Source organism: Dulcicalothrix desertica PCC 7102 (assembly GCF_003991905.1).
Taxonomy (GTDB): Bacteria; Cyanobacteriota; Cyanobacteriia; order Cyanobacteriales; family Nostocaceae; genus Dulcicalothrix; species Dulcicalothrix desertica.
The window spans coordinates 14,998-28,640 of sequence record NZ_RSCL01000055.1; the positions used below are offsets into that span (position 1 = coordinate 14,998).

At 37.7% G+C, this 13,643-nt stretch carries 13 protein-coding genes and 1 pseudogene; 9 read left to right on the forward strand and 5 right to left on the reverse strand.

Annotated elements, in window-relative coordinates:
* Positions 1–517: 517 nt before the first annotated feature.
* From DSM106972_RS51995 to DSM106972_RS48700, 4 genes are all read right to left on the reverse strand, one after another.
* Positions 518–694, reverse strand: coding sequence for a hypothetical protein (locus DSM106972_RS51995; protein ID WP_158633023.1), 177 nt, complete (start codon positions 692–694; stop codon positions 518–520).
* A 56-nt stretch (positions 695–750) separates the two neighbouring features.
* Positions 751–1,488, reverse strand: coding sequence for a GIY-YIG nuclease family protein (locus DSM106972_RS48690; protein ID WP_127087459.1), 738 nt, complete (start codon positions 1,486–1,488; stop codon positions 751–753).
* Complete coding sequence (locus DSM106972_RS48695; RefSeq protein ID WP_127087460.1) at positions 1,439–1,774, reverse strand: helix-turn-helix domain-containing protein; 336 nt, start codon at positions 1,772–1,774, stop codon at positions 1,439–1,441. Before DSM106972_RS48695 ends, DSM106972_RS48690 begins: the two co-directional genes overlap by 50 nt.
* Positions 1,775–1,914: 140 nt before the next feature.
* The gene (locus DSM106972_RS48700) at positions 1,915–2,301 is read right to left on the reverse strand and encodes a helix-turn-helix domain-containing protein (protein WP_186538312.1); all 387 of its coding nucleotides are present in this window, start codon (positions 2,299–2,301) and stop codon (positions 1,915–1,917) included.
* Between the two features lie 580 nt (positions 2,302–2,881).
* Between DSM106972_RS48700 and DSM106972_RS48705 the strand changes: the two genes are divergently transcribed.
* The 6 genes from DSM106972_RS48705 to DSM106972_RS48730 all read left to right on the forward strand — a co-directional run bounded on the left by DSM106972_RS48705 (position 2,882) and on the right by DSM106972_RS48730 (position 7,919).
* A complete protein-coding gene (locus tag DSM106972_RS48705) occupies positions 2,882–3,430 on the forward strand; it encodes a MarR family transcriptional regulator (RefSeq protein ID WP_127087461.1) in 549 nt (182 codons plus the stop codon).
* Positions 3,431–3,432: 2 nt separating this feature from the next.
* Positions 3,433–4,242 (forward strand): helix-turn-helix domain-containing protein, encoded by an 810-nt coding sequence (locus DSM106972_RS48710; protein ID WP_127087462.1) that lies wholly within the window; start codon positions 3,433–3,435, stop codon positions 4,240–4,242.
* Positions 4,243–4,253: 11 nt separating this feature from the next.
* Positions 4,254–4,766 carry a hypothetical protein gene (locus tag DSM106972_RS48715; RefSeq protein WP_127087463.1) on the forward strand — a complete coding sequence of 171 codons (513 nt, stop codon included), beginning with the start codon at positions 4,254–4,256 and terminating at the stop codon, positions 4,764–4,766.
* Entirely contained in the window at positions 4,753–5,970 is a 1,218-nt protein-coding gene (locus DSM106972_RS48720) for a hypothetical protein (RefSeq protein ID WP_127087464.1), read from the forward strand. Before DSM106972_RS48715 ends, DSM106972_RS48720 begins: the two co-directional genes overlap by 14 nt.
* A gap of 197 nt (positions 5,971–6,167) precedes the next feature.
* Complete coding sequence (locus tag DSM106972_RS48725) at positions 6,168–7,247, forward strand: KilA-N domain-containing protein (protein ID WP_127087465.1); 1,080 nt, start codon at positions 6,168–6,170, stop codon at positions 7,245–7,247.
* Positions 7,248–7,322: 75 nt separating this feature from the next.
* Complete coding sequence (locus tag DSM106972_RS48730; RefSeq protein WP_127087466.1) at positions 7,323–7,919, forward strand: HAD hydrolase-like protein; 597 nt, start codon at positions 7,323–7,325, stop codon at positions 7,917–7,919.
* Between the two features lie 191 nt (positions 7,920–8,110).
* Here DSM106972_RS48730 and DSM106972_RS48735 read toward each other — a convergent pair whose 3' ends face one another.
* Complete coding sequence (locus tag DSM106972_RS48735; RefSeq protein WP_127087467.1) at positions 8,111–8,713, reverse strand: hypothetical protein; 603 nt, start codon at positions 8,711–8,713, stop codon at positions 8,111–8,113.
* Between the two features lie 714 nt (positions 8,714–9,427).
* On the opposite strand from DSM106972_RS48735, the gene DSM106972_RS48740 reads away from it, so the two are divergent.
* The 3 genes and pseudogenes from DSM106972_RS48740 to DSM106972_RS48750 all read left to right on the forward strand — a co-directional run.
* On the forward strand, positions 9,428–11,320 hold the full coding sequence (locus DSM106972_RS48740) for a nuclease-related domain-containing DEAD/DEAH box helicase (RefSeq protein ID WP_127087468.1): 1,893 nt from the start codon (positions 9,428–9,430) through the stop codon (positions 11,318–11,320).
* Between the two features lie 88 nt (positions 11,321–11,408).
* On the forward strand, positions 11,409–12,368 hold the full coding sequence (locus DSM106972_RS48745; RefSeq protein WP_127087469.1) for a hypothetical protein: 960 nt from the start codon (positions 11,409–11,411) through the stop codon (positions 12,366–12,368).
* A 279-nt stretch (positions 12,369–12,647) separates the two neighbouring features.
* Positions 12,648–13,571 (forward strand): annotated as a pseudogene (locus DSM106972_RS48750) (helix-hairpin-helix domain-containing protein); the annotation flags it as partial.
* Positions 13,572–13,643 lie beyond the last annotated feature (72 nt).

Sequence of the window (13,643 nt, forward strand, 5' to 3'; positions counted from 1 at the left end):
CAAACTGCAATTATCATGCATAGGTAATTTCACAAGTTTCTTAAAGAAAGTGAGATTGAAAAATTGTTGGAAAACAGGCAAAAAGTCTTTTGAACACCTAGAAAACTTAAGTTTTTATTAAATTACAGCAGTATTATTTTATTTACGCCAAAATTCTATTTATTAAAAAATAATAAATAAATTTCCGTATTTCTACTGAAGTTTATGTAAAGAGGTTTTATATTATTATTTAAACGTAGTGTTAAATTACTACTAAGCGCGCATGAAAAGTACGCATAATAGCTTACTTAGATAGCAATTTATTTCGTATCAAATGCGTGCTAAAAATGTAATCATAACCATTCTCAAACTTATCAAACTGCGCGATTATGACAGAGAGAAATATCTTGGAGTCAAATGGCGCCTTGAAAAATACAGGTACTATGGTCGGAATTGAGATACGCCACGCTACCCTCTTCAAGCTGCAATTAATTAAAAACAAAATATAATTCGTATTTATCGTATCTAAGTACTACTGCTATCTTATTAACTTCAAGATATTAGCTGCACTACATTTTTTACTGTAGGCATGTAAGTTTACCTTTCCTCGTGTTTTTACGATGCGGAAGCGCAAACTTTGAAGCAAGACTAACGCTTCTGCTTGTTCATAACGAGTGGCGCCAATACAATACAGTAATATAGTGCTTTGTAACACACTATACTACCGTTATGAATGCCGCAAATTCTTAATAGTTGAAAATCCTTCTTCGTTTAACTTACTTCAGTTCCTGATTCGGTGATAAAGCAATCACTTGTACTTTTGTGATTATTGCTGACTAACATATCAGCAACTAACCTTAGTACATCTGCTTGTTCCTCAACTGGCGCCGATTCAAATGTCAAACGTAAACTAGTTGTGGACTTGGTACCATGTAACTCCGATAAATACCAATTTTTAGCTGGTTCGGGGATAACCGCAATTAATGCCAAAAATTTGGCTGTGCCCAAATCCGCTTTTCCACAACGAAAGCGCGAGAGCATTACTTCTGAAATATTAGAAGCTGCAGCTAAATCTCTTGCTGAGATGTCAAAACGTATCAACATCTGAGCAAATAATTGTTGATGTTTATTTACACTATGTCTATTCTGATTGTTATGAAATACTTGCCTTTCTCTACAAACTTTATTTCCAGTTTTCAAAACTACTTTTAGATAAATAGGGCTTACATTGAGGGGTGGTTTGTAACGTTTAATAAAAATCTTTTCCATTTTTATACGTTTATGACCATCGACGCACTCAAGCCAATGAACTGCTACGTTTTTTTCTTTCACTAACTGACAGTACCGATGATGACCTCGCCATCTGTAATACAAATTCTGAGATTGACCTATGTAAAGTACAGTGTCTCCTTTAATACAAAAATAAATTACGGGACGCATTGGAAAATCTTGCTTTTTTTCAAGCAGCAGGGACGGTAGTTCCAGAGGGTTTATTTTTGTCCAATCCATTATTGTGTGACTCCATAGCACGGCTCTGCAACTGAGCTACGGCGACCATAATCATCTCTCCTAGTTCCTGATTGTCCATTTCACCAACTATTAGTAAGGTACAGAAATGATTTTTTGCATCACGCGGCAAACCATCTACCAATCGTTGAAAAGTGGAAAAAGCTAAATCTTCGCCCTTACGGAACCGAGATATCTGAGCTTGGCTAACACCAGCTTTTTCACTCAGTTCTTTGGCGGTCAGTTGATATTTATCTATTGCCGTAAATAATGCATCTCTCAGTTGCATAGGTAAATCTTAATATACAATTGACCCTAAAAGCAATATTTTTGCGTAAAATTATCTTATAAGGTAATTTATCTTCCCCTTTACTGGAAAAACCTGATGGATAAGCAAATGTTATCAACCAGCACTATAAAGACGGGCGCCTATACTGCAACTGGCAGGTCTACAAAACTTTCTTCTTTATTACCAGCATATGTTTTGGCAACAACTTCAGCAAGAACGCGCAATGCTTCGGCTTTTTCCTCGATTGGCGCCGATTCGATCCAAGTACGGAAGTTGGTTGTTTTTGGTTTGGTGCCACCAAGTAATCGTGATAAATACCAGTTTTTTGCTTCCTCTGGTACGGCGCCTAGTATTGATAAAAACTTGGAAGTGCCTATATCAGCTTTACCACGGCGGAAACGTGAAAGCATTCCTTCGGATATTCCAATCGCCATAGCTAGCTCTTTCCCTGAGATGTTGAAGCGAGTCATCATCTCATCAAATAGCTTCTGATGCAATTCCATGTTCTCTGTAATAATTTGTTGCATTTTTTCGCTATTACCTTTAGTTACACTTTAGTGTTATCGTCTAATATAGTTCAATCGCTGATTAGAAGCAAACGCGCTCATAATGTGCGCGCTTCCTATATCCTAGCAACTAATTCGCTGTTAGCCATAGAAAACATAACAGTAACCAATTCTAGTCACTGCCAAAAAACAACCCTAACTTCACCTGTTGGGGACTAATACCTTGTGGGCATTATTATGACTCAAAACACCGTAAAAACTCAAGCGAAATTTAGTTCGCGTTACTTTACAAACAGGCGCCTAACTTCTGAATCTGTTTGTACTCGAAAAAGACGAACAAAGACAAATGAAAAATTTAATTCTAATTGTATTTCTGACTACATTGAGTCAATCAGTGTAACCGTGGTTTTTCAATACTGATTAACCACATCCGTTCGTAACAAACAAAATAGCCCCGATGGGTAGCTCCCCACCAAGGCATTCATTGATCGAATAACTAGCTTATGACAATTCAAAAAACATTCAAAGCGTCTAAAGACGTATATTTTGCTGTGCCTACTGTATCATTCGTCACGCTTACAGGTGAAGGAGTATAGGCGCCGTGGAAAACACACAGGGTAACTTCTACTCAATACAGTTTGATGAATGGAAAAAATGGTACATCGAACTGACAAAATCTCAAATTGGCGTACTGATGTACATAAAGCTTGCTGACTCATACGGAAACGGCGCCAGAATAAAAGCTTCAAAAATTGCTGAGGAACTGAAAATAACTAAAAGGGCTGTAAACTCTGCAATCGAAGTATTAGCGTCCAAAGGATTACTACCTGATTGGTACAAAAATTATTTGACCTCAAAAAACAACATTGAGATGACAATACGCGACCGTATGAAAGAAGAGTTAGGCGGCGCCGTGGAAGTTGTCACTGCTGTAGGTCGCATTGATCTACTTACAACTACAGAAATTATTGAGATTAAGGAGATAAACGACTGGAAAGAAGCTCTGGGCAAGCTTCTAGCTTATTCTTCGTTTTTCCCAGAACACAATAAACGCATTCATTTATTTGGGCGCCTTGATTTATCCAAGCTAGCCACAGCTCAAGCTACCTGCAAGGAATTTGACATTACAGTAACTTTTGAAGAGGCGTAGCTATGAGTGACAAAATACAGGGCAAATTTTACCCACTACAAAATGAAGAGGTAATAAAAATCTTTACTGAACTTACCAAATCTCAAGCTAGTGTGCTGTTATACATCCGAACTCTTGACCCTTACGGTAACGGTATAAATATTCGAGCTTCCCAGATAGCTAATTCCTTAAAAATTTCTCGTAATGCTGTGTATGAAGCAATTCGGGTTCTTGGTGAAAAAGATTATTTAGTGATTGAAGATGTAGAGTACACAATGCGTCTACACCACAAAGGTATATTAAGCAACTTAAATTGTGACACTTGTCAATCTGACACACATGTTTCATCTGAGGATGACGCCGACATCCCAGGATTACAGCAACCATCTGGAGATGACGCCAGTAATTCCCAGATGAAAAGTGTCACGTCAGGATTAAAATCGGCGCCGGAAACCCCTGCTGTAAAAGAAACTCAGGCGCCTAAGAATAATAAGACTTATAAAGACTTTGAAGACTCTCTCTCTGTCGAGGAAAGAGAGAGTTTTTTAGAGTTTGGTTTGAAGATGGCCAGTGATCTTCCTAAACCTCCACAGCTTCCTAAAAAGTGGATTGCCAAAAATTGGGAGGAAGTTAGAGATAAATGGTTGCTTTCATGTAATAAACCTTCGACTACCCAAACCAACAAGTGGGAGAATCACCCGTCTCGCGTGGAGTGGTTGAACGAAATAAACCAACTCGGCGCCGTAACTTTCATGTGTGACGAAGACGGCGACGTAGACTCCGAACGTAAAGAATTTTTTGAATGGGCAGAAAAAGCTAATTTAATCGAGTGAGGATGTAGCAAATGATTGATGATGAAGAATTCGAGCAAGTACTACCTGTAACCGTTCGGCGTGAAAGTCTTCCAAAGCCCCAAGGCGAAGAGATATTCAAGATGCCAACTTGGAATTGTTTCTGTTGTCACGATACAGGTTGGGTACAGTATCACCTTGCCAAACGTAAAATCAGGGGCTATGACCCAAACATACACGCCAATCCAGTTTGTCAAAATTGCAATCTTGGTTCTAGATGGTTACACCTTAAGGGCAACACTGATAAACAGTTAACTAAAATAGATTGTCAAAAATTAGACCGAATAGAACGTAGAAATTGGGAAGAAACAACAAGACTACAGTTTGAAGGATTCCAAAAAAATAAGCAATTAATTGATGAAACTCTTGCACAGCTTGCTATGCGTAAGAGTTTAAGAAAGCGTGCGCGTACTATTGCAGAGGAATCACACGCACAGTACAAACACGACTTAGAACGTAGTAATAAATACGAATCTGTACAGGGGGTGCAAGATGCCGAAGCGTAAAAAATCTATTACTCAATCAGAATCATTATTTAACACAGGCGCCTACTCTTACCAGACTAATAATCATTCTTACGATTCTGCTTGGGATACTGGCGCCGCATTTCCAGAAATCCATAGTACTAACCCTACTAATATTGATGAACATCTTTCCCCCAGGAAAAATATCAACACTTCATCGGTAGCAGATACTACTACTAACTCTACTGATACTGATACACACAATGTTTCCCCCAGGAAAAATATCAACGCTCCAGAGGTAGCAAATAGTACTACTAATAATCAACATCTTTCTCGCAGTAATTTACTCAGCGATAGTGATAGATGGGATTCTAGGTATTTCGGCAAAGAACCACCACGTAGTGTAGATTCAAACGGACAGTTATCAGTATTATTTGATGACAGTTATGAGGTGCCTGATCCAGATGACTTCATGACACCTGCAGAATATGAAGCTGCCTGGAAGCAATGGCAACAAGATGAACTCAGGTGCCAAAGCTCACAAACTAATGTACTAGAAGAATCGAAAAAATCAGACCACGAATCAAATGTATTAGGGGTGCAGCAATTCCTAGGAGAAACTATGCAGAATGATGCATCGGTTAGTTCGACACAAAATGAATCTTTTGTACTAGTGAATAGTGAAAATAAATACCTAGGGGAAACTATACAGAACAATACATCGGTTGATTCGGCGCGCAGTGAATCTTTTGTACTGGTAAATAGTGATGATAAATACCTGGGGGAAACCTTACAGAATGATGCATCGGTTGAATTACTACAAGATCAGACAAATGTACTAGTTGATGAAGAGTATAAGCACCAAGCCGCACAAGTTAACGAGTTAGATGTCTTGTTAGACACTGAAAGATTTTTAAATGAAACTTACAAGTCAGGTAGGCATCGCAAAGGTTCTCTATGTAAGGGGATAGAAGAAAAAACTTTGAAGAATGGCATAAAAGCATCCTATCCACGAGTAATAGGCGCCCGTGACCCTGATAATGTTAAACACTGGCGATGGGCTTACTATTGGGAAGAAAAAGTAGACAGTGAGTGGAGAAATCGCAGCCTTTATGTTCCTATTGGCGCCGTCTCTTTAATAATAGGGATGCAAAATAATTACTGTACAGTCGATGAAATAATCAGCTTTATCAAGAAGAGTAAATGTAAAGGTGACAAGAAAGATAAGAACAAAAAGAAAAAATAAGATTCCTGATAATTTAATTACTGCCAACCTTTGCACACTAAATTAGTAATACTAAAAATTAATATATTGAAGGAGTAAATTAATACAAAAACAGTTGATTTAATTAGTAGTAATGTTTTAAAATAATAAAGCCCCTCACGGGAGACTGTTGGTACCAGTCGAAACCCTAGGGGCAGTACGTTACGTTACTAACGCACATGGATATCATAGTTCACAAAGTCAATAACTTCGAGATTCCTCAACGCTGCGAGGACGGTTACTTTAATGCTACTGCAATGTGCGGCGCCTTCAATGAGGATATTTCAAACTGGTTAGCGCTTAATTCAACCTTTGAATTAGTTACTGCTTTAGCCTGTCGTTTAAACATTAAGCCGAATCCGGTAAATTCATCTAACCCAGTCAATACAAGCATTACATCAACTTATCCTACTTTAGTTGTTGTGGAAAAAGGCACCTCTAACAATGATGAAACCTGGATACATCACAAACTGGCTGTTCAAGCAGCAATGTGGATCAACTCTGAATTTGGATTGTTGGTTTTAGATTGGGTTGAAGCCTGGTTAACTATCAACCAAAAGCCTGTTAAGTCTTCCAAAGCTATAGATTTATCACCTGTAGTTGAGGCTTATATAAAAAGTTCACAAGCTCTCAACCGTAGTATCCATACCGCGATTCACCAACAAACTGATTCGCTACGAGAAGCTTTAAAAGCTTTGGAGGAAGCTAAAAATATAATCCCAACAGGAGACATTGAAACAGACAACACTGTAACTCTATCTAACTCGCATTATCTTAACAGCGAGAAACCCAATCGTGACAAAGCGAGTAAAGACCAACTTACTGAAGAACAATATCTATGGAATGACCAACAACAAATTGAATCAGTACAAAAGATAGAGTTAGATACTCCAGAGGAACAAGAGGCTTTTTATACTACTCTTCGAGTTTTTGCACCTACACGACAGCGTAAAGGATGCTTGTATAAATTTGTTGACAAAAAAACACTTTCAAGCGGAGCAGAAGTTTTTTATCCAAGAGTAACAGGCACTCGCGACCCCGATAATATTAAGCACTGGTATTGGGGCTTTTCTTGGGAAGAAAAAGTTGATGGACAATGGAAGAATAGAAGCGTTCGTTGTCACACAGGCGCCGTATCTATAGTTATGGCGATGCAGAACCAATGTTTACCACTTACAGAAATTATCAGCTTTATCAAAGATTCCAAGAGAAACATAATCCAAAATCATAAATTTGGATTAATTGTTAACGAACCGTAGACTATTCTGAGGCGCCTTAGAATTTATGAGGCGCCCGTAACCCTTAAATTACAGGTATTTCAAGGAGAAACAACCATGAAAGTAATATTCTTCGATGTTGATGGAACTTTAACAGAAACACAATCCGGCGCCACATTTAAAGAAAACCCTGAAGATATCAAGGTAATGGATGGTGTTACCAAAGGTTTAGATTTTCACCGCTCCAAGGGTTACGTAATGATAGGAATTAGTAATCAGGGAGGATGTGCAGCGATTAACCAAAGTACTGGTAAGCCTCACAAATCGATTGAGGATACTACTATTACAGAAATGAGAAATACACTTCAGTTATTACCACAACTTGAATTAATTTACTTTTGCCCAGACTTTGAAGGGCTGACAGCATGGCAAATATTTAGAGATAATGCTTTAGAAATTAAGCAGAATGATATATCGGAGCTTGGAAGTTTTAGAAAACCCGGCGCCGGAATGATTAACCACTTCCTACAAAATAAGGCAATAGAAGAAGCTTGGCTAATAGGGGACAGACCAGAGGATGACGGCGCCGCATCTAGTGCAGGAATTGAATTTATTTGGGCGGATACCTGGCGCCAGCGATTTGCTCCTGGTATTCATGAATTTAGACCAACAAATATGAAGCAAATTGGATTATTGGAGGGAATTAAGTTATAACTAAAATTCACCATATCGAATTTAAAATTTCAACGTGTAGCGTTATCGCCACACGTTTTTTAATGTCATACATCTTTCCCTTAAGAATAACTAAGGGTACTAAGTACTAAGGTTTTTAGCAATCGGCGCCTTAACGCTCCGTCGGTAAATGTATTACTCGTTATTCGCTACAAATGAATTAAGCGGGTTATCTAATTTATAACTAAATAGGAATTTATTTGTTTAGAAAACTCCGAATCAATTATATATAATACAAACTCGGAAATTATATTACAAATTTTCACTACATTTTTCGGTTGTGAACCACCTGCATGAGGAGATAAATATCCATGAACAAATATATGCCTTATTCCTGAGACAAGATAAGAACTATTTAATTCCTGGCTTGCAAACAGTTTGTCAATTTCTGATTGATGCGACCTTTTTACTCTTGGGTATATAAACGAATAAAAAGCCTTTTTTTTATCATAAGTTTTAATCTCTTCACATAAAGCAGCAGCATTATACGCATCAAATAGTTCTTTAGTATCTTTTTGCTGTAAGCCACGTATTTCTAAAAATTGTTCAAAGGTAGACCAACACAAGGAAAGTTTAATTAACCCTCCATATCCCTCAGTTGTTTTATCAGTAAAACCTTCTAAAATAATACCTTTACATGATTTAGCCATGTTATAACGACTTGCAAATCGTGCAATATCACCAACGCTGATATTATTAACAAATCCTAAGTCTAATGGTGTTTTTCCCAATCTTAATAAGTCGTGGAATTCCTTGTAGCTCGTTAGTTCGTTCATAAGTGAGAGTGAATATCTAAACTGTAAACTCAACAAAAATTTAATTGCACCCAAAAATCACGCTCTGTCTATCCCAACAGGCGCCGCTCCAATTTGATGGAAAAAATCTTACTATCTCAAAACAGGCAATTGACCACAGAACAACTATTCAGTTGTAGCTTCCGCAACACTGTACTTGATGTAACCAGTTAGTTGCTTGTTCCACGAGTTTATACTGAATTTATAAAATTGATCAATATTTTTTAGTCGATATGTACTGAAAAGGTTGTTTTATCGTGCTGTTGAGGCGCCTGAAGTCTCGATATTTTTTCAAGCATATATACTATTGTCAGTATATTAGATTGATATTTACATGATAGTTCGCGTTGTTTGATAAAAAATACTTATATTAAAAGCATAAAAGAGTACTGAATATTGCCGTAATTTTCTGTATTCAAGGTGTAAATTATGAAGGAAGCATTTACTACCTTAAATTAAGTACAAATGTTTTAATGTTGTTTAGGAATGCATCTTACCAGAGACTATTTCTATAAAAACGCAAGCTAAAAGTATTGCACAGAGAGCTTTTGCCTTGGTTTTTATCTAATTGCAGGTTTCATGCGTGCTTCTACAACATTAACTTAAAGAAGTATTAAAAATGCTCAGTATTGTATTTGAGCTTCTAATTCCCGGCGCCTGGACACTGTGATATAAAAAACAACGAGATAAAATTCTATGGCAGAAATGGTTCCTGATAAACTTCCTTCCCGCGCGTCAGCAGGAGAGAAGAGGCTTTTTTCAGTTTTGCAAAAGTTGCCCGATGACTGCATCGTATACTACGAGCCAATTGTAGAAGACCGTTACCCTGACTTTATAGTTATATTACCAGATTTAGGGTTACTGGTAATCGAGGTGAAGGGTTGGTATCCCAAGGATATTTTAGGCGCCGATTCTGGTTCGGTTCTTTTGAAAGAACAACGCGGAGAAGTTAGACGTAATCATCCAGTTAGACAAGCACGCGATTACATGTTGTCCTTGATGGATGAATGTCAAAACCACAGTTATGGTAAACGTTTGTTGCAGAAGGATGGAGAACATAAAGGAAGGTTTGTTTTCCCATTTGGACACTTTGCAATTATGTCTAATATGACCAGGTCACAGGTACAACAGCACCAACTTGGAAATTTAGACGGCGCCTTTCCTCCAAATAAAGTAGTTACGCGCGACGTTGTTGAGTCTTGGACTGATGATGAGTTTACAGGGAAGCAACTCTACCAAGTTTTTAAAAATTTCTTTGACCCGTTCTGGAGCTTCCCCAAGTTAGGAGAAAATCAGACTAATGCAATTAGAGCGATTATCCACCGTGAAATTGTCCTACCCACACCCAATAACGAGGTTAGTGCTTCGGGACAAGTCTCTGAACCACTTGATATTGGACTAGATTTAAAAGTCTTAGACTTACGTCAAGAAAATAACGCGCGTAACCTTGGTGATGGACACCGGATTATTTATGGTGTTGCTGGGTCTGGTAAAACTGTACTGTTAATTGCGAAAGCGCGGTTATTAAGTGCCCAAAATCCAGAAGCTAAAATTCTTCTACTCTGCTATAACGTTGCTTTAGCTACTTATTTAAATAAAGCTGTTAGTGAATTTCCGGGAGTTACAGTCAAACATTTTGATGGTTGGGCAAAAGCTAATGGTTCCGCGCGGAGACAGAAGGAATCAAACGACCAATTAGGCGAGCGTTTCTTAAAGACGCTTGAAGATGGTACTAATGATACCTGTCGTTATGATTGTGTCTTAATTGATGAATGCCAAGATTTTGCTGTCTCATGGTATAAATGTGTTCTTGAAGCAATGCAAGACCCTAACGACGGCGACTTAGTGATTGTCGGTGATGGTAGTCAAGGTCTGTATGGTCGCGCTAAGGTAAGGTGGAAAGATATTGGCATCAAAGCACAAGGTAGAACTATTTCCAACAAATTTGACCTAGATAAAAACTATCGTAACGCACGAGAAATTATCGAGCTTGCTTCTATTTTTGCAACCAAACCACAAACTGAGGACAAAGAAGAAAATTCTATAGTATCAATGTTTGTAGACCCGACTAAGTGTCAACGCTACGCGGGTGTCAAACCTGTCCTAGTTAAATCATTAAGTCGTAGGGAAGAAACAAGCAGAGTTCTTACAATTGTTAAAAACTTGCTTGATGGTACTTGGTTTGGTAATAAAATTGAACCTCTTAAACCCGAACAAATTGCTATCTTCTATCCACTTGCCTATAAAAACGAGCAACCTATTTTACAGCAGTTGATTCAAGGTTTAACTGATTTGGCGCCTGTTGTTTGGTTAAATGACCCCAACGACTATAGCGCGCGAACACGAGTTGTTGAACCTGGTATTAAAGTACAAACTATTCATTCTGCCAAAGGTTTACAATACCGTGCGGTAATTTTCATGTGGGCAGACCACCTACCACGACAGTTTGACGATACCAATGTAGAAGAGGAACGCTGCTTAATGTATGTTGCTCTTACTCGCCCAGAAAACTATCTTGCTATTAGTTCTTCTGGTTATTCAGACTTTATATCTGAAATCCAAGAGTCTGGAAAGGTAGTTATGGTTTAAATAAATATTTCGGCGCCTGTCTTTTATGAAGCGCCGATATTTTGCTGCATGAAAAATAAATTTGATTTACACTATTGGTTTAAATTTTATGAATCTCGAAGCATTATTTATCATTGTTAGTGTGATAGGTTCTATTATCTCAACGCTGACTGGAAACATCTTTTATGTGTCGGCGCCGCTTACTATAGCGCTTTTAATCAATTTTCTTAATCGTGGGAAGGTACAACAAAAAACTGCAACAGAAGTACACAATCGTGAAAATTTAATTGCTCCAGTATCACAACTAGGCGCCGAAACTCAACAATTATCTGAAGCCATTTACACTAAAGCTCCTATTGAAAGGTTAGAGAAGTTAGAAGCGCGTTTTAATGATATATCTGGTATAATTCAAAACTACTTTAATATATTATCTACAGAACTTACGGCAAAAGTTAGCAAGAGCGAAAATTCAATTGCCTTATTGTTACGACAAGGCGCCAAAACTCAAAACATATCTGAAACCATTAACACTAAAGCTTCGATTGAAACATTAGAGAAGTTAGAAGCACAATTAAATGATAACTTTGAGTCTCTTCAAAATCAACTGGCGCTCATTAGTACCGAGCTTACGGCAAAAATTAACAATAGCGAAGTACAAAGTGCCTCATTATCACAACTAGGCACCGAAACTCAAAAGCTCTCTGAAGTTATCAATACAAAAGCTTCTACCCAAAAATTAGAAACCTTGGAAGCATTGTTTGATCATATGTCTAAGTCTTTTCAGGGTCAATTAGCTAATTTATCTACTGAGTTAGATGCTTCAACTCCATTAAAGACATTAGATGACAAAATATTTAAAATTAATTCATATTTAGATTTAATAGTTGAGCAGAATCTTAAAGATGTAGATAAAAATCTTTTATCTGTTAATCGAAAATTTATATTTCAACAAGAGCAAATAGAAAGATTGATTTTGGAAATTGATTTGTTGAAAAATTCTATATCTAATCTAATTGATTATAAATCTGCTACTTATGACGAAGAATATGATTCTTATCCTACTTCGTAGATTCTGTAGATGTTCGGCGCCTCTTCGTACTTGTTCTTGTTGATAATACTTTCACGAATCCAAACATAGCGCCAATTTTTAAGCTCCTTACCATACTGCTGTTTCCGACGATGCGCGCGGCGCCACTTGAAAACATACTTAATCTTTCCGCTTTTGTGCAGGTTCTATGCTTCCTTGTGTAAATACTACGTGTACTAAATAATTTTGTTTTTAATTACGGGTGCCTGTTTCATCTCTCTAGTATATAATTACCAAACAACGCTTGTTACGAATTGAATAATGCAAACCCTACCTAACCAAGTTAATGCTACGCCTAAATCTGAAACTATTACAGGTGTGGTTGAACGTCTAACTTTTTATAGCGAGGAATCTGGTTATACCGTCGCGCGTCTACAACGACCCGGCGCCCGTGACCTCACTACAATTGTTGGTAATTTTGCTAATATCCAACCAGGACAGACGCTTCAATTAACTGGTTTTTGGAAAGACCACCCTCAATACGGCGCCCAATTCAACGTTGCAAGTTATAAAGAAACTAAACCCGCAACCCTAACAGGTATAGAGAAATATCTTGGTAGCGGTTTAATCAAAGGAGTTGGGCCAGTTACCGCGCGTCGTATAGTTGCTCACTTCGGTTTAGAAACACTAGATATTATTGAGAATCAAATCGGGCGCCTATCCGAAGTTAGCGGTATAGCTAAAAAGCGCATCGCGATGATTCAAAAAACCTGGGAAACTCAAAAAGCTATTAAAGAAGTAATGGTTTTTCTACAATCTCATGGTGTTTCTACAACCTACGCAGTTAAGATTTTCAAACAATATGGCGCCAGTTCCATCGGTACTGTTACAAATAACCCTTACCAGTTAGCCACAGATATATATGGTATTGGATTTATAACTGCTGATAAAATTGCACGCAACATTGGTGTGCCTTCCAATTCAGAATATAGATACAAAGCTGGTATTATTCACGTACTAAGCGAAGGCGCCGAGGATGGACATTGTTATTTACCACAACAGGAACTAGTACAAAAACTAGTCCAACTCCTCAAAACTGAAGACCATAATTCCAAGGAAGAGTCTGCTGAACTAATTATCCGCAACATGGGACTTGAAGATGAATTAATCCGAGAATCAGGCGCCGATAATAGTTTACTTTGTTACAAGCCCACATACTTCCATACTGAACAGAACCTCAGTAAATCGCAAACTTTTCAAAAATCCCAAAAATTGTAGCCTTGAATACAATTTATCCAAGACTAATCTTAACTATTA

Coding starts and splice junctions, on each gene's coding strand:
- DSM106972_RS48690 (WP_127087459.1), bottom strand. CDS start 1,488: ATGGATTGGACAAAAATAAACCCTCTGGAACTACCGTCCCTGCTGCTT.
- DSM106972_RS48695 (WP_127087460.1), bottom strand. CDS start 1,774: ATGCAACTGAGAGATGCATTATTTACGGCAATAGATAAATATCAACTG.
- DSM106972_RS48700 (WP_186538312.1), bottom strand. CDS start 2,301: ATGCAACAAATTATTACAGAGAACATGGAATTGCATCAGAAGCTATTT.
- DSM106972_RS48710 (WP_127087462.1), top strand. CDS start 3,433: ATGAGTGACAAAATACAGGGCAAATTTTACCCACTACAAAATGAAGAG.
- DSM106972_RS48715 (WP_127087463.1), top strand. CDS start 4,254: ATGATTGATGATGAAGAATTCGAGCAAGTACTACCTGTAACCGTTCGG.
- DSM106972_RS48720 (WP_127087464.1), top strand. CDS start 4,753: ATGCCGAAGCGTAAAAAATCTATTACTCAATCAGAATCATTATTTAAC.
- DSM106972_RS48725 (WP_127087465.1), top strand. CDS start 6,168: ATGGATATCATAGTTCACAAAGTCAATAACTTCGAGATTCCTCAACGC.
- DSM106972_RS48730 (WP_127087466.1), top strand. CDS start 7,323: ATGAAAGTAATATTCTTCGATGTTGATGGAACTTTAACAGAAACACAA.
- DSM106972_RS48735 (WP_127087467.1), bottom strand. CDS start 8,713: ATGAACGAACTAACGAGCTACAAGGAATTCCACGACTTATTAAGATTG.
- DSM106972_RS48740 (WP_127087468.1), top strand. CDS start 9,428: ATGGCAGAAATGGTTCCTGATAAACTTCCTTCCCGCGCGTCAGCAGGA.
- DSM106972_RS48745 (WP_127087469.1), top strand. CDS start 11,409: ATGAATCTCGAAGCATTATTTATCATTGTTAGTGTGATAGGTTCTATT.